Genomic DNA, 18,203 nt, shown 5'->3' with positions numbered 1-18,203 from the left:
CAAGGTTGGCCGCATGCGGCCAACCTTGGCGGCCCGGCGCTGCGGACAAAACCACGCCGGCCGACGCCGGCGCTACCCGGCTACGGCAAGGCGGTGCAACGCAGGGCCAAGAGGTATGCCCGCGGCGGCTAGAACACCGACTCGCCGCTGCGGGTGGTGAAGCGGTCCAGCGCCTCCAGCCCGGCCAGCGAGTTGCCACGCGCATCCAGCCCCGGGCTCCATACCGCGATGCTCATCTTGCCCGGCAGGATGGCGAGGATGCCGCCACCGACACCGCTCTTGCACGGCAGGCCGACGCGGTAGGCGAACTCGCCGGCGGCGTCGTAGGTACCACAGGTGAGCATGATGGCGTTGATCTGCTTGGCCTGGCTGCGGCTCAGCCGTTGCCGGCCGCTCACCGGCGAAGCACCGTGATTGGCCAGGAACAGGCCGGCGCGCGCCAGCTCGCGTACGTTCATGCGGATGCTGCAGGCGCGGAAGTAGTGCGCCAGCAGCGGCTCCACGCCGCCGTGGATGTTGCCGCAGCTTTTCATGAAGTGGCCGAGTGCGGCGTTGCGGTGGCCGTGTTCGGCCTCCGAGGCGGCGATCACGTAGTCGAAGTCGATGGCCGCCTCGCCGGTCTCCTCGCGCAGGAAAGCGCGCAGTGCGCTGCTGCTGTCGCCGAACTCGCCGAGGGCGATGTCGGTGACCACCAGCGCGCCGGCATTGATGAACGGGTTGCGCGGGATGCCGTTTTCGTACTCCAGCTGTACCAGCGAGTTGAACGGGTTGCCGGACGGCTCCTTGCCCACGCGCTGCCACAGCGCCTCGCCGTGGCTTTGCAGCGTGTGCGCCAGCATGAAGGCCTTGGAGATGCTCTGGATGGAAAAGCGCTTGTCGGCGAGGCCGGTGGCGTACAGGCCACCATCCAGCGTGGCCACCGCCATGGCGAACTGCTGCGGGCTTTCCATCGCCAGCGCCGGGATATAGTCCGCCGGTCGGCCCTGCGCCAGGAAGGGGTCGACATCATGCGCGATGCTGTCGATCAGGGTCTGAATGTCCATATTGCTCTGTCAGGTGTTGTTATGTGGGTGAACACCGCCGCGGCTGCCCTCTGGGTGGCTTGTGCACCGTGGCGGCAAGGTTGGCCGCAAGCGGCTTAGTCGCCCCATTCGGCGACAAAGTCGTCGCGGAAGCGGTACAGCCAGGCCAGGCGCGCTTCGCCCAGCGCCTTGCCGGCGGCGGTCTGCATGCTGGTCGGCAGGGTAGCCAGCTTGACGGCGATGTGATCCAGCGCGAACTGGCAGTCGTCCAGCGCACGGCTGGCGCCCAGCGCGTCGTGCGGGTGGGCCAGCTGGCTGTTCATGCGCCCGGCGGTATAGAACAGCCGCGCCAGCCCTACCGCGCCCAGCGCGTCCAGGCGGTCGGCATCCTGCACCAGCTGCGCCTCCAGCGTCTGCGGGGCGATGTTGGCGGAGAAGCTGTGCGCTTCGATGGCATGTGCCACTGCGGCCAACTTGTCGGCGGGGAAGCCCTGCGTGGCCAGCTCGCGGCTGGCCAGTGCCGCCGCCTGGCGCGAGGCCAGCTGGCGTTCGGGGTGATTCTTCGGCAGGTTGACCAGGTCGTGCAGGTAGCAGGCGGCCATCACCACCAGCGCATCGGCGTCGGGGTGGCTGGCCAGCAGCTGCTGCGCGGTACGCCACACGCGCTGCAGGTGGTTGAGGTCGTGGGCGCCGTCGTCGCCGGCGTGGTGGCGGGCCAGTTCGGCCAGGCGCGGTTGCCAGCTGGCAAGCAAGGAGGTCATGGGCTGTCCGGGCGGGAAGGGGAACTCATTAAATGAGGCGCTGCGCGGACTGTCAATGCGGCCAGGCCCAAAAGCAAAGACGCCCGTGAAGGGCGTCTTGCGGGGGCAATATTGTGGCGGCTTACTTCTTGCCCTTGATGCTTTCTTCCAGCTCGGCAAAGCTCGGGCGCTCGGTGGAGTACAGCACCTTGCGGCCGAATTCCACTGCCGTCTGCGGCGCATAGCCCTGCATGCTGGCCAGCAGCACGGTCTTGATGCACTGGAACTCCTTGGAGCTTTCGTCCAGTTTCTGCTCCAGCAGCGTGCCCAGCGGGCCGACGAAGGCGTAGGCCAGCAGAATACCCAGGAAGGTACCCACCAGCGCCGAGCCGATCATGCCGCCCAGCACCGCCGGCGGCTGGCCGACCGAGCCCATGGTGTTCACCACCCCCAGCACCGCCGCCACGATACCGAAGGCCGGCAGCGCATCGCCCAGGCGGGTGATGGCGGCGGCCGGCGCGTGGCCTTCGTGGTGGTGGGTTTCGATCTCGATGTCCATCAGGTTCTCGATTTCCATCGCGTTCAGGTTGCCGGACACCATGATGCGCAGGTAGTCGGTGATGAAATCCATGATGTGATGGTCGCTGGAAATGGCTTCGTACTTGGAGAACACCGGGCTGCTGTGCGGGTCGTCCACGTCTTTTTCCACCGACATCAGGCCTTCCTTGCGGATCTTGACCAGGATCTCGAACAGCATGCCCAGCAGGTCCATGTAACGGGCCTTGGTGTAGCGCGAGCCCTTGAACAGGGTGGGCAGCGCGCTTTTTACCGCCTTGAGGGTCTTGCCCTGGTTGGTGACGACGAAGGCGCCCAGCGAGCCGCCGAAAATGGCCAGCAATTCCGTCGGCAAGGCATGGATGATGACCTCCATATTGCCGCCGTGAATGATGTAGGCGCCAAAGATACAGACCAGCGCGATGGCGTAACCGATACCTACGTTCATGAGCCTGCTTTCTCCCGAGTGTGCAAGGCAAGTGGTTTCACTATAAAGCCAGCCCATTGTTGATTGCCAGCGGCGTGGTCAATCCATTTTGCATGCTTGGGCGGCATGATGTGGCAAGTGAATGCAAACACGGGATGCTACCGCGATTGCGCGGGCACTGCCAACCACGGCAGCGCCCGCGGGGCGCGGAAGGAGCGGCGCTTAGCGCTGCTGGCAGTAGGCGCCGGCGATAGCTGCGGCCAACCTGGCGTTGTTCAGCACCAGCTGGATGTTGGCCGCCAGGCTGTCGCCGCCGGTCAGCTCGCAGACGCGGGCCAGCAGGAAGGGGGTGGATTCCTTGCCGCCGATCTGCTGCGCCGCGGCCTCCGCGAGTGCCTGTTCGATGGCGGCGTCGATCTTGTCGCGCGGCATCGCGTACTGCTCGGGAATCGGGTTGGCGATCACCATGCCGCCTTTGAGGCCCAGCTGCCACTTGGCCTGCATCGCCGCGGCGATGTCGGCGGCCTCGTCCAGCTGGTAATCGACGCCGAAGTCGCTGTCGCGGGTAAAGAACGCCGGCAGACGCGCGGTGCGGTAGCCGATCACCGGCACGCCGTGGGTTTCCAGGTATTCCAGCGTCAGCCCCAGGTCGAGGATGGACTTGGCGCCGGCGCACACCACCGCCACCGGCGTCTGTGCCAGCTCCTGCAGGTCGGCGGAGACGTCGAAGCTCGTTTCCGCGCCACGGTGCACGCCGCCGATGCCGCCGGTGGCGAACACGCGGATGCCGGCCATGGCGGCGATGATCATGGTGGAGGCCACGGTGGTGGCACCGGTGCGCTTGGCCGCCACGATGAAGGGCAGGTCGCGGCGGCTGACCTTCACCACCTCGCGGCCGGCCTTGCCCAGGTGTTCGATCTCTTCATGGCTCAGGCCGGCTTTCAGGCGGCCGTCGATGATGGCGATGGTGGCCGGCACCGCACCGTGGGCGCGTACCTCGGCCTCCACCCGCAGCGCGGTTTCCACGTTCTGCGGGTAGGGCATGCCGTGCGAGATGATGGTGGACTCCAGCGCGACGACCGGTTTGCCGGAGGCCAGCGCTGCGGCCACGTCCGGGTGAATGTCGAGGTAAGGCGTGGTGTTCATGGTTTGGCTTCCGTATCAGGCGTGTTGGGCCAGCCAGGTTTCCACCGCGGTGGTAGACAGGCTGGGGTGGTTGGTGGCGCTGGAGCCCAGCGTCAGCGCGGCGCAGGCCTGGGCGAACGGCAGGCTGTCGGCCAACGTCCAGCCCTGCAGCTGGCCATGCACGATGCCGGCCATCAGCGCATCGCCAGCGCCGGTGGCGTTCACCACTGCTACTTGCGCCGCCGCCAGTTGGCCGCGTGTGCCATCGCTGCGGCTCCAGCAGACGCCGCCTTCGCCCTGGCTCAGCACCAGCTGCTGCACGCCCTGGGCGTGGAACCAGTCGGCCACGCGCCAGGCATCATCGCTATTGGCCAGCGGCAGGCCGGACAGCGCCTCGGCTTCCAGCCGGTTGGGCTTCAGGGTGTGGATGTGCGCCAGCCACGGTCGCAGCCGCTGGCATTTGTGGGCAGAGACAGTGTCGGCGAACACCGGCTGGGTGCCGCGGTGGGCGAAGATCCACTGCAGCGAGTCTTCCGGCAGGTTGCAGTCGATCACCAGCGCGGCGGCATGGCGCAGCCGCTCCAGCTTGTCGGCTAGTCGCTCCGGCCCCAGCCGCTGCAGGATGTCCATGTCGTTGACCGCCACCGCCATGTCGCCATCCGGGCCGTGCAGCGACAGATAGGTGGAGGTGGCCTCGTCCGGCAGCAGCCAGGCATCGCGCACGTCCACCCCGGCCTTGTGAGTGGCTTCCAGCAGCGTACGGCCGTACAGGTCGTCGCCCACCACGGTGAGCAGGCGGGCGTCGTTGCCCAGCCGTGCCAGGTTCTCGGCGATATTGCGCGCCACGCCACCGGGCGAGCAGCGGATGTGCCCGGGGGTGGAGTCGCCGCGCTGCAGCACCTGCGCGGTGCTGCCGCAGATGTCCATATTGGCGCCGCCGATCAGCAGCACGTACTGCTGCTGCGCCAGGATGTAGCCCTTGCCGAGGATGCGGCCCTTCTGCATCAGGTTCATGATGTGGCCGGCCACCGCCGAGCGGCTGATGCCCAGGCGGTCGGCCAATTCCTGCTGCGGAATCAGCGGCTCGTCGCGCAGGATGGCGAGAATTTGTTGTTCGCGTTCGGTCATTTAACAAATGTTTGTTATGCAAACTTAAGTTTGAATTTTGGCCGCGACAGGTGAGGCATGTCAAGCATGCTCGGGCAGCTGGACGCAAAGGTTGGCCGCAGTAGTCGTAGTAGGCACTAGCGTGGGGTGCATCTGGAAGATGGCTGCTGGGCTGCGCCAGCCCCTGCTGTCTGGCTGGCGGCGGGCGAGTCGTGGTGGGGAAGGGCCGTGCCCGCCGCATGAAAGACGGCCGGAAGCATGGCATCCGGCCGTGGTGTCCCGCGCCTGCGGGCCTAGCTGGCCTGCAGCTGCCAGCTGCCGCCGCCGTGCAGCAGCAGTTGCAGGTCGTGGTGCCCCAGCAGCGAGCTGCGGTGACCGACGCTGACCAGGGTGGTGTGCGGCAGGCGCTGGCGCAGCAGGCGGTACAGCGTGTCCTCCAGCCCTTCGTCCATGGCCGAGGTGGCCTCGTCGAGGAAGGCGACGTGTGGTGCGGCCAACAGCAGGCGACCGAAGGCCAGCCGTTGCTGCTCGCCCAGTGACAGCGTGTGGCTCCAGTCGGCGTCCACGTCCAGCTTGCCGCTCAGATGGCCCAGGTGCACCGCCTTCAGCACGGCAACGGCGGCGGCGTCGTCATGTCCGGCCGGTTTCGGGTAGTACAGCGCGTCGCGCAGCGTGCCCAGCGGCAGGTAGGGGCGCTGCGACAGGAACAGCAGCTGCTCCGGCGCCGGGTGCTGCATCTTGCCGTCGCAGTGCGGCCACAGCCCGGCGATGGCGCGCAGCAGTGTGGTCTTGCCGCTGCCGGACGGGCCGCGGATCAGCAGCGCGTGGCCCGGCTCCAGCGACAGCTCCAGCTTGCTCAGCAGCGGCTGCTGGTCCGGGCGGCGCACGTTCAGCTCGTGCAGGATCAGCCCGCCGTCGCGCAGGGTGTGGGTGGGCTGCGGCAGGCGCGCGGCATCCTCCACCGAGTCCAGGAAGCCGGTGAGACGATCCAGCACCGCCTTGTACTCGGCAAAGCTGTCGTAGGCGCTGCGGAAGAAGGACAGGTTGTCCTGCAGCTGGTTGAAGGCATTTGCCGTCTGCACCATGTCGCCCAGCGAAATCTGCTTGGCAAAGAAGCGCTTGGCCTGGATCACGAATGGAAAGATCACCGCGGCCTGGCTGACCACCAGGTTGAAGCCGTTGAATTTCAGGCTACGGAACACGATCTGCCACACGTTCTGGATCACATTGTCGAAGCGCTGGCGCAGGGTGCGGCCTTCCACTTCCTCGCCGCGGTAGAACGCCACGCTCTCGCCGTACTCGCGCATGCGGATCAGCGCGTAACGGTAGTCGGCGTTCAGTTTCTCGTTGAGGAAGTTCAGGCGGATCAAGGGCCGGCCGATGCGGAACGCCAGCACGGTGGCCACGATCACGTAGATGTAGGCAACGAACACCATGGCGCGCGGGATGTCGATGCCGAACAGCGTCAGCACCCCGGACAGGCCCCACAGGATCACGGTGAACTCGAAGGTGGATACCAGCGCGTCGATCACCCCCATCGACAGCGACAGCGAACTGGACACGAAGCTGGCCACATCCTGCTGGATACGCTGGTCCGGGTTATCGCCGGGCTGGGCGAGGTGGGCGCTGCGGTAGTAGGCCTGCTGGTTCAGCCAGCGCTTGAGCAGGCTCTCGTTCAACGCCTGGCGCCAGCGGATCAGGAACGACTGCTGGATGTAGTAGTTGAACAGCACGCGGCCAACGTGTACCGCGGCCAGGACGGCGAACACCAGCATCGACAGCCAGAACGCCTTCTGGTCCCACTTCTGCAACGCGGTGTACATGCCGTTGTACCAGTAGGAGAACAGCACGTTGATGCGCACCCCGGCCAGGGTGACCAGCAGGATCAGCAGCAGCGCCAGCAGCGGCCGCCAGCCGTTTTGCGCCGGCAGGAAGAACTCGCCGGCCAGGCGCCAGAACTGCCGTCCCCAGTTGGTGAAGCGCACCAGCAGCCACAGCGCCAGGCCGGACACCGGCAGTGTGATCGCCAGCGCCTTGCCCAGCCAGATGGCGCTGGCAAGCAGTTCGTGATTCCAATCCATCATTTCTCCTTATTGTCCGCGGACGGAAAGCCTATTGAGCGCCGCCGGCACAAACTGTTCCATTGCCGGCTGTGGCGGGCTTGACGGGTTTGCTACAATGGCGCTTTGTCGACCTCGAACAGGCCAATAACCCTGCCATGCTCAATCTCTACAACACGCTGACCCGCCAAAAAGAAGTATTCAAACCTATAGCACCCGGCAAGGTAAAGATGTACGTGTGTGGCATGACCGTTTACGACCTGTGTCACATCGGTCATGCGCGGATGCTGACCGCGTTCGACATCATCTATCGCTGGTTCGCGGCGTCCGGTTACGACGTGACCTACGTGCGCAATATCACCGACATCGACGACAAGATCATCAAGCGTTCCGCCGAGCGCGGCATCAGCCCGGAAGCGCTGGTGGAAGAAACCGTCGCCGACATGCAGGCCGATACCGGTGCGCTGGGCCTGCTGCGGCCAACCTTCGAGCCGCGCGCCACCCAGCACATCGGTGGCATGCAGGACATCATCAGCAAGCTGATCGCCCGCGGCAAAGCCTACCCGGCGGCCAACGGCGACGTGTACTACGCGGTGCGCGAGTTCCCCGGCTACGGCAAGCTGTCCGGCAAGACGCTGGAAAGCCTGCGCGCCGGCGAGCGTATCGAGGTGGACCCGAACAAGCGCGATGCGCACGATTTCGTGCTGTGGAAGGCCGCCAAGCCGGGCGAGCCGCAGTGGCAGAGCCCGTGGGGCGCCGGCCGTCCGGGCTGGCATATCGAGTGCTCGGCGATGAGCTGCCACCACCTGGGCGAGCATTTCGACATCCACGGCGGTGGCGAGGACCTGCAGTTCCCGCACCACGAGAACGAGATTGCACAGAGCGAAGGCGCCAACGGGCAGCAGTACGTCAACTACTGGCTGCACAACGGCTTCATCAACGTCGACGGCGAGAAGATGTCCAAGAGCCTGGGCAACTTCTTTACCATCCGCGACGTGCTGGGGCATTTCGATGGTGAGGTGATCCGCTTCTTCATCGTGCGCAGCCACTACCGCAGCCCGGTGAACTTCACCGACGGCATCCTCAACGACGCCAAGCAGGGCCTGACCCGGCTGTATACCGCGCTGCGCGGGCTGGAACTGCCGGCCTTCGCCGGTATCAACTGGAGCAACCCGTATGCGGCGCGCTTCAAGGCGGCGATGGACGACGACTTCGGTACCTCGGAAGCGGTGGCGGTGCTGTTCGAGCTGGCCGGCGAAGTGAACAAGAGTGGCGACCTGGCACTGGCGCGGCTGCTGAAGGATCTGGGCGGCGTGCTGGGCTTGCTGCAACGCGATCCGGAAGCCTTCCTGCAAGGCGAGGCCGGTGGTGATGGCCTGAGTGCCGAGCAGGTGGAAGCGTTGATCCAGGCGCGCAAGGATGCGCGTGCGGCCAAGAACTGGGCCGAGTCCGACCGCATCCGCGACGAGCTGACCGCCGCCGGCATCGTGCTGGAAGACAGCGCCGCCGGCACCAGCTGGCGCCGTGCCTGAGCATGACAGCGCAGCAGGGGGGGGCTGCAATTGCCCCTTGCCAAGTCCGGCCAATGGTCGGATAATCGCGTGTTCTAAAGAAGTACAGGCAAAACCCCCTGTACCCGTGTGTAAAGGAAAAATCATGCAAGCTGACATCCAGCCGAATTACAAAGAAGTACAGGTTGCCTGCTCCTGCGGTAACCAGTTCGTGACCAAGTCCACTATGGGCAAAGACAGCTTCCATATCGAAGTTTGCTCCCAGTGCCACCCGTTCTACACCGGTAAGCAGAAGATCGTTGATACCGCTGGTCGCGTTGATCGCTTCAACCAGAAGTTCGGCGGCTTCTTCAAGCGCTAAGCGCTGCTTGCAGGATGCTCGAGAAAAAGGCAGCTACGGCTGCCTTTTTTGTTGCCTGCGATTTGCCATCGCGGCACCATGCGCCTGGCTTGCTGTCTCTTTCCCGTTAACGATTTCCCCGGTTTGCACCGCATGCTGACCTATACCCCCTACGATTCCAATCGCCTGCCGGTGGCTACCGAAAAGCCGTGGCTGCTCCTGCTGCTGGCCTTTGTCTGGCTGTGGCCGGGCATCTTTGGCCACACGCCGTGGAAGCCGGACGAACCGTTTGTCACCGCCGTGGTGCAGCACTTTGTTGCCGGCGGGCACTGGATGCTGCCCACCGTGGCCGGCCAGCCCTACCTGGAATACGCGCCGCTGTACTACTGGTTGGCCGCAGTGCTGGTCAAGTTGCTGTCGCCGTGGCTGCTGCCGCTGCACGATGCCGCCCGGCTGGCGACGCCACTGTTCATGGCGGTGGCGCTGGCGTTTGCCGGCGGCCTGGGGCGCGAACTGGTTGGCCGCCGCCATGGCCGCAGCGTGGTGCTGATCCTGATCGGCAGCCTGGGGCTGATTGTCACCGGCCATGAAATGAACCCGGTGGTGGCCGGTTTTGCCGGCTTTGCTGCCGCGCTGTACGCGCTGGTGCTCACCTGGCGCTCGCCCGCGATCGCCGGCGCCTTGCTGGGCGCCGCCATCGTGGTGATCTTTTTGTCCACCAACCTGCTGCAGCTGTTGCTGATCAGCAGCGTCGCCTTGCTGTTGCCAGCCTTCGCCGCCTGGCGCAACAAGAACTACGCCATCACCTTGGCCATGGCGCTGCTGTTTGCGCTGCCCCTGCTGCTGGTATGGCCGTGGGCGCTGTACAAGAATTACCCGCCGGTTTTTGCGCTGTGGTGGCAGAACTACGCGCTGGGGCCGCTGCAGGGCTTTGGCAAGCTGGGGCTGTTCCACGAGCTGGGCTACTACCCCAAGCTGGTGCTGTGGTATGGCTGGCCGGCGTGGCCGCTGGCCGCCTGGACGCTGTGGAAAAACCGCCGCTACGAGCAGCCGCTGCTGCAGCTGCCCTTGCTGTGCTTCGCGGTGATGCTGCTGCTGCTGACCTTTTCCAGTCGCAGCCTGAGCGAAGACGCCATGGTGCTGCTGCTGCCGCTGGCACTGTTGGCCGCAGTGGAGCTGGACAGCCTGCGCCGCGGGGCATCCTCGTTCCTCAACTGGTTCGGCCTGATGGCGTTCGGCTTCTTTGCCGTGCTGGTATGGCTGGGCTGGGCGGCGATGAACTTTGGCTGGCCGGAGCGGCTGGCGCGGCGCGCGGCCTATTTCAGCCCGTACTACACGCCGCAGGTATCCACCGTGGCGGTATTGCTGGCGGTGGTCGCCACCGCGCTGTGGCTGTGGGCGGTGACGCGCCGCCACCTGCGTGGGCGACAGGCGGTCACCAACTGGGCGGCCGGGCTGACGCTGTTCTGGGGGCTGCTGCTCAGCCTGTGGCTGCCGTTTCTGGATGCCGCCAAGAGCTACCAGCCGGTAGTGCAAGGCATGCTGCGGGCCTTGCCTGCCGGTGATCAGTGCGTAGCGGTGGAGCAGGGGCAGACCATGGCACGCATCAGCTGGGGCTATTACGCCAACCTGCAACTGCGCCCATTCGCCCCGGGCCAGCCGCTGCCGTGCCGCCTGTGGTTACTGGTACGCGACCCGAGCCACGGCCTCACGCTGCCGGCCGGTTGGCAGCCGCGCTGGCAGGGCAACCGCGCCCGCGACAAGCACGAGCAATACCTGTTGCTGCAGAAACAGGGATAAACCGCAAAGGCCACCGCTGGGTGGTCTTTGACTTGTCGGCGTAGCATATTGCCGCCATTTTGGAATGGCGGTGGCACAAAGATGGCACAAAATGAAAATGGGTTAGACGGCATCGCCATCTAACCCATTGAATACCTTGGTGCCGGTAAGAGGAGTCGAACCCCCGACCTTCGCATTACGAATGCGAAAGACACTAGAGTCATGGCTGTTGATTTTCGTTGCGGGGAAATGCGTTAACTCAATGTTAGCAATAGTTTAAGGCGTATTGTTCTAAAAATTTTGTTGCACCGTGTTGACCAGAGTAGTCAGAAAAATCTTACAATGCTCTTACAACCTTTGGCCTTGTAAGAAAATTTGCTATGAAGCGTAGACCGCTGACAATCAGCCGCATCGACAAACTTTCCTGCCCGGAAGGGAAGGCGCAGACATTTCTGTGGGATAGCGACGTGCCAGGTCTTGCGGTCCGTTGCACTCCGACTCGAAAGACATTCGTCTTTCAGGCCGAGCTGCACGGGAATACCCTGCGCGTGACCATAGGGGAGTATCCGGCTTGGAGACTGGATGCGTCTGCAGATAGTGCAGAGCCGAATGCCCGCCGTCGGGCCCGCGAGCTGCGCGGTATGGTCGATCAAGGTATAGATCCCCGCGAAAAAGAAAAGCAGGCCAAGGCCGAAAGTGAGCGTCAGCAGCAGGAGGGACGTCGCAAGGCTGCGTTGGTCTCCGATGCATGGGCCGACTATATGGAGTACCTGCGTACTACCAACTCCCCGAAAACGCGGAAGCCACGGTCGGCCCGTTACATTCTCGATCACGAGCGTCTTTCTGCTGCTGGCGGCGACATCAAAAAACGCGGTAAAGGGGAAACCATAGCGGGGCCGCTGTTCCCTCTGTTGGCGAAGCGCCTTGTGGACTTGACTTCCGTAGTCGTGGCGGAGTGGCTTCAGCGGGAAAGTGCCTCTCGCCCCACTGTAGCGGCTCATGCTTACAGGCTGCTGCGCGCATTTCTCGTGTGGCTGAACCAATCGGATTACCGTGGGCTGGTTGATACGGGCGTGTGCACTTCCCATGAGGTGCGTGGGCAGTTGGCGAGGCCGAACGCAAAAGATGACTGTTTGCAGCGCGAACAGCTCGCGTCTTGGTTTGCTGAAGTGCGTAAGTTAGGTGAGCCAGTTGTCGGTGCGTACCTTCAGGCCTTGTTGCTAACGGGGGCGCGCCGCGAGGAGTTGGCGGGTTTGCGCTGGGAGGATGTTGACTTCAAGTGGAGTAGCCTGCGCATCTCGGACAAAATCGAGGGCGAGCGAACCATTCCATTGCCTCCCTATGTTTCTGCCTTGTTGGCCGCGCTGCCGCGCCGAAACGAATGGGTGTTTAGTAGTGTCCGTAGCGAGTCGGGTCGAATCCAGGAGCCGCGAATGGCTCACAACCGCGCTCTTGCTGCTGCCGGTCTGCCGCATCTTAGTCTGCACGGATTGCGTCGCTCGTTTGGCACTCTGGCGGAGTGGGTTGAGTGTCCGGTGGGTATCGTTGCCCAAGTGATGGGGCACAAGCCCAGCGCCACTGCCGAGAAACACTACCGGAGCCGGCCTCTTGATTTGCTGCGGCTGTGGCACGTCCGCATTGAGGGGTGGATGCTTGGGCAGGCCGGCATCGAGCAGCCGTCGGTGGTGTCGCGGTAAGGTTTTGTATGGTAAGGGAAATTGGATTCGGACGTTTACCTTAAATCTAAAGTTCACTCACAGTTTTTCGTTTGTGTCAAATTTTTGTTGATTTTTTTGTGTGATTGTGTTAAAGTCCGTCTCCTGAACTGCAAGAACGCTTGTTAATGAGTGGTTGGAATTACCCGCGACTTGCTGCTTCGGTGCCTACCCTGCCTTCCATGTATTCATGTAGTGAGATGTTACTGTAAGGCGGGCTGGGACGGTTCAAGCTTTAAACTCTTCAAGTCATTCCCTTAGCCAGAGATCACAAGGCCAAGTGCATAGCAGCACTAGGTGGGGATTTCTCTGAATCAGGAGAATGCCATTAACATAAATTAAAAAGGAATTACATGGAGAAACAGTACCGCTCCGACTCTCTTACTCCGAACCTTGATGCCATTGCTGCGTACCGTGATTTTGTTTCGACAGAAGAGGCGGCCGCACTTTTGAATCGAAAGCCGCAGACACTGCGCAAGTGGGCGTGCTCAGATAAGGGGCCGATACGTCCTGTTCGTATCTATGGCCGTCTTATGTGGTTGGTGAAAGAGATTGTCGCTTTGCTGAGCGGAGGTATGCCAGGGACAAATCCAGCTTGTAGCTGAGGTTCTCTGCCGAGTTGTGCAGAGTGGCTGTCTTTGGCAAGTAAGAACTGCCGGAGATATTTAGATATTGCCGATGAATCAATAGGGGCGAGGAGGGATTGGCTTAGCGCCTCTCGCAATTCGGTATGCTTTACTTTCCACGTAATCGACCTTTGCGCGATTTTGCGTGTAAAGCGATGCCCCCTATTGTCCAAGTTGAAATAATTGCGCCAATGGCTGCTATGTGGCCTCTGGTGGCATTGTTAATATGTCTTGGATGCGGATTGTTCTGGAAGCGTGGAATTTCACCATTTTGGCCTGAATTTGTGTGTTTCCTGTAAGGGCATCCCCTGCATTATATCCGGGGAATAATGTGTCCTAGGGCCCGCCAGGGCTGGATTTGCTTAACGACGTTCACTATTACGTTCTCCGCGTAAAACCCCTATATCTTGTGTTTGGTGGGGTATCCCCCATAGCACAACGTTCTCCCCCTAGAAAATCTGATCCGTCTAGACCCTAGACCGCCTGAAACACGGGCCTCGGGGGCATTCTTGCGTGCGTTTGATGTCGGGGGGTCGATATGAGTGTCCGTATCCGCAGGATACGAGACGGAATGTATTACTACTTCAAGAGGAATTACAGAGATTGAAACCAGAAGAGGCGGCTAGCCTCCTTCGGTACGAGCAGTACCAATACAAGGGGACGAATTGCTCCCCAGCCCTAGTTCGGGGTTACAAGAACCTACTGGTAAACGGCGTAGCCCGGCACCAGCGCAGTACCTGCAGCATGGCCACCGTTTGGCTTCGGGACGATTCCCTACTCGCCATCTCCCAACTTGTGGACCACATCCGAGAGAGTTTCAAGGCCAACCCTATCAAAGACGGAATGCGTGACGGCCAGCAACGCTATCGCTCTCGTGGGGACGTGCTGGTGAAGTGGAGGCGAGAGCAGAAGCTACCCAGTGCCACGGATAGTTTCAGCGACTCCGGCATTCACTACCACATCGCAGTGCTTTGGTGCGCAAAGCGTTCAAACAAACGCTTCCTGCACGCGATCTTCAAGGACGCTGTTCAGAAGGGTATCGTCCGTGCCCCCACTTCGGTATGTCGTGAACCCTATCGAATCACTGGTGAGCATGATCTGTCATCTGAGGAGGGGCTACTGGCGGCTGCCGATCATGTCGTGCGGTACTGTAGCAAACTCCAAACTTCTATTTCAAACGGTCTGCGCCAGACAGGCGGGACTATTCTCCAATCGTTGTATAAGTAAAACTAAATATGAATAGTAAACCTAAAGAAAAAAAACATTATCGCGAAAGCTGCGACTGCCAAAAATTTTGGGCGGTGTGGCATCTGGCTAAGAAATTCTCCGAGGAGAAAGGCATGGGGGAAGTGTCTCCACCGAGAAAAGTAGATTATGGCTGGCAGCTCAAGTTGATTACTGGAGAGATCGTGACGGTATACTCTCGCAAAGGTAAGGTGCGCCTTTCTGGAAACCCTAACGGACGATTTCGCGAGGAGTTGCTAGCGTTGATTCCCGCGTGGGAAGTGGCAACATTCAACCGTTGAGAACATGTTTTAACACAGTGGTCCCCACATTGTGTTGCAAGCTACAATAGAACAATGGGGTAGTCTTCCGAGAGGCTGAGAAATAATCAAATCTGCTGTTTCCAGATTGATTCCAATTCTTCCGCCTCTCTGGAGTTTTTCTGGCGTTCATGTTCCAGTGACTCCTTTGCTTGAAGCTCCTCTTCCCCTTGCTGGCGGGCTTTTCTGTATTGGCGGATGTCGTAGCGGGCTTTGATACTAACCACTGCCATGAAACCCAGGACAAATATGATAAATGGAATGTTCATTTTAACTCCGGGTTAGCTACGTAAGTTGCGTAACTTCGCTACTGGCATATCGGAAAGTTGCTTGTTAGGTACTTGCATTCAAGCTCTCTATGGCGGTGCAAAGCTACTGGTGGCGATCATCTTTTCAGCTGGATAGTTCTGCAGCCAGCCTCTTGCCTCCTCCGGACTCTTACAGTTTAGCCATCCCTCGTACTGGTTCGGAGGAATAATCACAACACTCCTCTTCTCATCCCCTGGTTTGTGCATCCTCCCCATGAGGGCATGGTGATCCGCATTGATGGTGATCTGAGTGAAGCTGTAGCTGGTGGTGCCGTCTTGCTCCTGCCAGCCTCGCCACATCCCTGCGACAGCGAAGGGGTCGCCTGATGCTAACGCAATGCGTGTCCGCACGGCCTTACCAGTCTCGTAGCACGGCTCATAGAACGCCTGCATCGGGATAAGGCAAAGCTGTGACTGGTGCCATGCTCTCTTGTAGGTCGGTAGTTAGCCGATGGTCTCCGCTCTAGCGTTCATCGTGGTGAGCCGTCTGCCCGGTGGCATGTGCCTCTTCGGGACAAACCCATAGCTCGCCATGAAGGCAAAGGGGCCGTCTCCCGTGTCGATGATGGCTGGGGCCAGATAGTCTTGCCACGCCTCTGCTTTCCACTCGAACTCTGGTGTGGGGACGCTGAACAGTTCTTCGAGTTGTTGCCGCGTGGGTGTGGAGTAGTTCACGCACATGCAACCAGTATAAGCTCTCGATAGGTTCTTGGTGTTGCTATTGAATTCGTACATAATCAAAAGAAGCAGCAGGAGCCAACCATGATTACAGCTTTTTACCACTCAGATTCCAGCCCACCCAAGCTGGCGGTCCCAGTCTTTTCTTCTCGTGTTCCCGCGGGGTTCCCGTCACCCGCTGACGATTATCTTGAGGCTGTGCTGGACTTGAACGCCTTGTTGATCACAGACCCACCGGCAACTTTCATGGTGCGGGTAGCGGGTGACTCCATGGTGGGCGCTGGGATTGGTAGCGGGGACATTCTGGTGGTGGATCGCAGCCTCACACCTATGCATGGTGATGTGGTGCTAGCTATCGTGGATGGGGACTTCACTGTAAAGCGCCTGCACAAGCGTGGGAGCCGTGTCGCTCTGATCCCTGAGAATCCGGCCTATGCCGCTATTGAGCTGCACGATGGGCAGGAACTGCAGATATGGGGCGTGGTGACTGGCTGTGTGAAGCAGTTCAGGCAGGGGAACCGGTAATGCCACTGTTTGCCCTGGTGGATGGCAACAGCTTCTATGAATCGCCCCGGCTTCTCTAGACACTCTTGAGCCGTTGGAAATATTGCTTTTCAAACTCTACCGGCGATAGCCCGTTTGCGGAACCATGCCGACGTTTCGGGTTGTAGAACATCTCGATGTAATCGAAGATATCCCGCCGAGCTTCTTCTCTGTCGTGATAGGTTTTTCGCTTGATGCGCTCCCGCTTCAGCAACTGGAAGAAACTCTCCGCCACGGCATTGTCGTGGCAGTTCCCGCGCCGACTCATGCTCGGCACCAAGCGATGGGCCTTCAAGAAGTCCTGCCAGTCGTAACTACTGAACTGACTCCCCTGGTCGGAATGCACCAGCACCTCCTGCTTGGGCTGACGCCGCCATACCGCCATCAACAGGGCATTCAGCACCAGCTCTCTATCGATACGTGACTGCATCGACCAGCCAATGACCTGTCGCGAGAACAGGTCGAGCACCACCGCCAGGTACAACCATCCCTCATGCGTGCGGATATATGTGATGTCCGTCACCCAGGCTTTATTCGGTGCATCCACAGTGAACTGGCGCTGCAGGTGATTCGGCGCCACCACCGCCGGGCGGCCACGGTAATGCCCTGGGCGTCGGTGGTAGCCCGTCTGCGAACGCAGGCCCTCCTGCTTCATCAGCCGTGCCACACGATGTTTGCCGCAGTTCTCCCCTTGCGCCTGCAGGTCGTCATACACCTTGCGGTAGCCATAGACACCGCCACTCTCTAGCCAGGCCTGTTTGATTTGCCCCAGCAAGCGTTGGTCTTCGCGGGCACGGGGTGAATGCGGGGACGCTTTCCAAGCGTAGTAGCCACTGGGGTGCACCGACATGACACGACACAGTCGTCGGACTGGAAACTGCTGCTCGTGGGCCCGGATGAAGGCATACCTTACCCGGACTCCTTGGCAAAGTATGCGGCGGCCTTTTTTAGGATGTCGCGTTCCTCGGTCACCCGTTTCAGCTCTGCCTTGAGATGGCGGATTTCGGCTTGCTGGTCAGCTGATTCGGCCGGTTTGGCCCGCGTGGGGTCGTAGCGTTTCAGCCATTGATACAGGCTGTGGGCAGAGACACCGAGACGGCTGGCGACTTCGGCGACGGGATAGCCGCGTTCAGTGACCTGTTTGACGGCTTCAATCTTGAACTCTTCGGGGAAACGCTGCCTGCTCATGACACCTCCTTGTAGGGCCTAGTGTGAGGCTCTTGAGGTGTCTAGGAAAGGAGGGGCGATTCATCAAGCGGAAATCAAGTTTTGCATGCGTGTGGATCAAACAGACAAGGGGGGCTTCGAGTGCGTGCGTAAGTTTTTGCGTTCTGAAGACGTTGAGGCCATTGTCACGTTGAACGCGCCCGACCAAAGAGATATTGCTGATTACGATTGCCCCGCCACGCCGCAAGAAGTTCGCCTTGTGCGTAGCGTTTCCCCTGATGGTTCTGCCTCTCACGTATTGATGACCAACTTGCTTGATTCCCAAGCATTTCCAGTGGCCGAGTTTAGTGAACTCTACCACCAACGATGGCGGATCGAAGAAGCTTTCAAACGGCTGAAGCATCGCCTGAATTTGGAACACGTGTCTGGGCTGTCTCAACTGGCGGTAATGCAAGATTTTGCTGCCAAAGTGCTGTGTGACAATTTGCAAGCTTTGGCTTGCCTTGCTGCGGTGGCAGATGAGCCGCTTCGAGCAGGGAGAAGAATTAATCACGGGTATGCCCATACGGCACTAAAGCGAGTACTGCCGCCCATCCTTCTGCTGGCTGCAAACGCAATTTCACTGCTCAAGGAGGCTTTTTTGCTGATTGCCAGCAGTACCTATCTTCATCGAGATGGGGTATCTAAACCAAGAAAACCAAGGGACAAACCACATAAGCACTTGAGCAATAAGCCTTGCTGAGACCGGCAGTGAGATATTCATCAAACAGATTATTGCCGCAAAGCCACCAAATGGCTCTCAACGCAGCATCCAGCCGCACTACGCAGGCTCATCGGTCAAAGTAGCCAACCATGCTATTGTGCTAACATTGCTCTTGCCCGCTAGGTGCTGACATCGCGCATCGGCTACGAGTCCACTCAATGTCAGACGCGGGCTCTGTCTCGAGCTCGAACGA

The 18,203-nt window shown here is 60.8% G+C and carries 16 protein-coding genes and 1 pseudogene; 8 read left to right on the top strand and 9 right to left on the bottom strand.

Annotated elements, in window-relative coordinates; all coding sequences use genetic code 11:
* Positions 1–128: 128 nt before the first annotated feature.
* The 6 genes from ACFOLG_RS16220 to ACFOLG_RS16195 form a co-directional block, all read right to left on the bottom strand.
* Positions 129–1,043 carry a glutaminase gene (locus tag ACFOLG_RS16220; protein WP_386093765.1) on the bottom strand — a complete coding sequence of 305 codons (915 nt, stop codon included), beginning with the start codon at positions 1,041–1,043 and terminating at the stop codon, positions 129–131.
* A 95-nt stretch (positions 1,044–1,138) separates the two neighbouring features.
* On the bottom strand, positions 1,139–1,783 hold the full coding sequence (locus ACFOLG_RS16215; RefSeq protein ID WP_386093762.1) for an HD domain-containing protein: 645 nt from the start codon (positions 1,781–1,783) through the stop codon (positions 1,139–1,141).
* A gap of 121 nt (positions 1,784–1,904) precedes the next feature.
* Positions 1,905–2,765 carry a flagellar motor stator protein MotA gene (gene motA / locus ACFOLG_RS16210; RefSeq protein WP_386093759.1) on the bottom strand — a complete coding sequence of 287 codons (861 nt, stop codon included), beginning with the start codon at positions 2,763–2,765 and terminating at the stop codon, positions 1,905–1,907.
* Between the two features lie 201 nt (positions 2,766–2,966).
* Positions 2,967–3,890: a pseudouridine-5'-phosphate glycosidase gene (locus ACFOLG_RS16205; RefSeq protein WP_386093756.1), complete on the bottom strand. Its 924-nt coding sequence runs from the start codon at positions 3,888–3,890 to the stop codon at positions 2,967–2,969.
* Positions 3,891–3,905: 15 nt separating this feature from the next.
* Positions 3,906–4,997, bottom strand: a complete 1,092-nt coding sequence (locus tag ACFOLG_RS16200) for a PfkB family carbohydrate kinase (protein WP_386093753.1) — start codon at positions 4,995–4,997, stop codon at positions 3,906–3,908.
* 272 nt (positions 4,998–5,269) lie between these two features.
* Positions 5,270–7,057 (bottom strand): ABC transporter ATP-binding protein/permease, encoded by a 1,788-nt coding sequence (locus ACFOLG_RS16195; protein ID WP_386093750.1) that lies wholly within the window; start codon positions 7,055–7,057, stop codon positions 5,270–5,272.
* Between the two features lie 137 nt (positions 7,058–7,194).
* Between ACFOLG_RS16195 and cysS the strand changes: the two genes are divergently transcribed.
* From cysS to ACFOLG_RS16165, 6 genes are all read left to right on the top strand, one after another.
* Positions 7,195–8,568 (top strand): cysteine--tRNA ligase, encoded by a 1,374-nt coding sequence (gene cysS, locus ACFOLG_RS16190; protein WP_386093747.1) that lies wholly within the window; start codon positions 7,195–7,197, stop codon positions 8,566–8,568.
* A 124-nt stretch (positions 8,569–8,692) separates the two neighbouring features.
* On the top strand, positions 8,693–8,908 hold the full coding sequence (gene rpmE / locus ACFOLG_RS16185; RefSeq protein WP_386093744.1) for a 50S ribosomal protein L31: 216 nt from the start codon (positions 8,693–8,695) through the stop codon (positions 8,906–8,908).
* Positions 8,909–9,040: 132 nt separating this feature from the next.
* Positions 9,041–10,687, top strand: a complete 1,647-nt coding sequence (locus tag ACFOLG_RS16180) for an ArnT family glycosyltransferase (protein ID WP_386093741.1) — start codon at positions 9,041–9,043, stop codon at positions 10,685–10,687.
* 359 nt (positions 10,688–11,046) lie between these two features.
* Positions 11,047–12,363 carry a tyrosine-type recombinase/integrase gene (locus ACFOLG_RS16175; protein ID WP_386093738.1) on the top strand — a complete coding sequence of 439 codons (1,317 nt, stop codon included), beginning with the start codon at positions 11,047–11,049 and terminating at the stop codon, positions 12,361–12,363.
* 371 nt (positions 12,364–12,734) lie between these two features.
* The gene (locus ACFOLG_RS16170; RefSeq protein ID WP_386093735.1) at positions 12,735–12,986 is read left to right on the top strand and encodes a helix-turn-helix domain-containing protein; all 252 of its coding nucleotides are present in this window, start codon (positions 12,735–12,737) and stop codon (positions 12,984–12,986) included.
* Between the two features lie 1,256 nt (positions 12,987–14,242).
* Complete coding sequence (locus tag ACFOLG_RS16165) at positions 14,243–14,533, top strand: hypothetical protein (RefSeq protein WP_386093733.1); 291 nt, start codon at positions 14,243–14,245, stop codon at positions 14,531–14,533.
* 86 nt (positions 14,534–14,619) lie between these two features.
* Here ACFOLG_RS16165 and ACFOLG_RS16160 read toward each other — a convergent pair whose 3' ends face one another.
* Positions 14,620–14,820 carry a hypothetical protein gene (locus ACFOLG_RS16160; protein WP_386093730.1) on the bottom strand — a complete coding sequence of 67 codons (201 nt, stop codon included), beginning with the start codon at positions 14,818–14,820 and terminating at the stop codon, positions 14,620–14,622.
* 87 nt (positions 14,821–14,907) lie between these two features.
* Positions 14,908–15,288, bottom strand: a pseudogene (locus ACFOLG_RS16155) (SOS response-associated peptidase family protein); the annotation flags it as partial.
* Positions 15,289–15,621: 333 nt separating this feature from the next.
* Between ACFOLG_RS16155 and ACFOLG_RS16150 the strand changes: the two are divergent.
* Positions 15,622–16,062: a LexA family protein gene (locus ACFOLG_RS16150; protein WP_386093727.1), complete on the top strand. Its 441-nt coding sequence runs from the start codon at positions 15,622–15,624 to the stop codon at positions 16,060–16,062.
* Between the two features lie 55 nt (positions 16,063–16,117).
* Here ACFOLG_RS16150 and ACFOLG_RS16145 read toward each other — a convergent pair.
* A protein-coding gene (locus ACFOLG_RS16145; RefSeq protein WP_386093724.1) for an IS3 family transposase occupies positions 16,118–17,268 on the bottom strand; the annotation gives its coding sequence in 2 pieces (ribosomal slippage) (positions 16,118–17,025 and positions 17,025–17,268; 1,152 coding nt in all).
* A gap of 85 nt (positions 17,269–17,353) precedes the next feature.
* Between ACFOLG_RS16145 and ACFOLG_RS16140 the strand changes: the two genes are divergently transcribed.
* On the top strand, positions 17,354–17,989 hold the full coding sequence (locus tag ACFOLG_RS16140; RefSeq protein WP_386093721.1) for a transposase: 636 nt from the start codon (positions 17,354–17,356) through the stop codon (positions 17,987–17,989).
* The last annotated feature ends 214 nt before the right edge of the window (positions 17,990–18,203 follow it).

The sequence above is a fragment of the Vogesella facilis genome (genome assembly GCF_042648525.1).
Lineage (GTDB): Bacteria > Pseudomonadota > Gammaproteobacteria > Burkholderiales > Chromobacteriaceae > Vogesella > Vogesella facilis.
This window is presented reverse-complemented; position numbering and strand designations above follow the sequence as displayed.

Bases quoted from the DNA above. Each gene is read 5' to 3' on its own strand.
- ACFOLG_RS16175 (WP_386093738.1), top strand. From the start codon at position 11,047: ATGAAGCGTAGACCGCTGACAATCAGCCGCATCGACAAACTTTCCTGC.
- ACFOLG_RS16220 (WP_386093765.1), bottom strand. From the start codon at position 1,043: ATGGACATTCAGACCCTGATCGACAGCATCGCGCATGATGTCGACCCC.
- ACFOLG_RS16200 (WP_386093753.1), bottom strand. From the start codon at position 4,997: ATGACCGAACGCGAACAACAAATTCTCGCCATCCTGCGCGACGAGCCG.
- ACFOLG_RS16215 (WP_386093762.1), bottom strand. From the start codon at position 1,783: ATGACCTCCTTGCTTGCCAGCTGGCAACCGCGCCTGGCCGAACTGGCC.
- motA (WP_386093759.1), bottom strand. From the start codon at position 2,765: ATGAACGTAGGTATCGGTTACGCCATCGCGCTGGTCTGTATCTTTGGC.
- ACFOLG_RS16180 (WP_386093741.1), top strand. From the start codon at position 9,041: ATGCTGACCTATACCCCCTACGATTCCAATCGCCTGCCGGTGGCTACC.
- ACFOLG_RS16195 (WP_386093750.1), bottom strand. From the start codon at position 7,057: ATGGATTGGAATCACGAACTGCTTGCCAGCGCCATCTGGCTGGGCAAG.
- ACFOLG_RS16170 (WP_386093735.1), top strand. From the start codon at position 12,735: ATGGAGAAACAGTACCGCTCCGACTCTCTTACTCCGAACCTTGATGCC.
- ACFOLG_RS16205 (WP_386093756.1), bottom strand. From the start codon at position 3,890: ATGAACACCACGCCTTACCTCGACATTCACCCGGACGTGGCCGCAGCG.
- rpmE (WP_386093744.1), top strand. From the start codon at position 8,693: ATGCAAGCTGACATCCAGCCGAATTACAAAGAAGTACAGGTTGCCTGC.
- ACFOLG_RS16140 (WP_386093721.1), top strand. From the start codon at position 17,354: ATGCGTGTGGATCAAACAGACAAGGGGGGCTTCGAGTGCGTGCGTAAG.
- ACFOLG_RS16150 (WP_386093727.1), top strand. From the start codon at position 15,622: ATGATTACAGCTTTTTACCACTCAGATTCCAGCCCACCCAAGCTGGCG.
- ACFOLG_RS16165 (WP_386093733.1), top strand. From the start codon at position 14,243: ATGAATAGTAAACCTAAAGAAAAAAAACATTATCGCGAAAGCTGCGAC.
- cysS (WP_386093747.1), top strand. From the start codon at position 7,195: ATGCTCAATCTCTACAACACGCTGACCCGCCAAAAAGAAGTATTCAAA.
- ACFOLG_RS16160 (WP_386093730.1), bottom strand. From the start codon at position 14,820: ATGAACATTCCATTTATCATATTTGTCCTGGGTTTCATGGCAGTGGTT.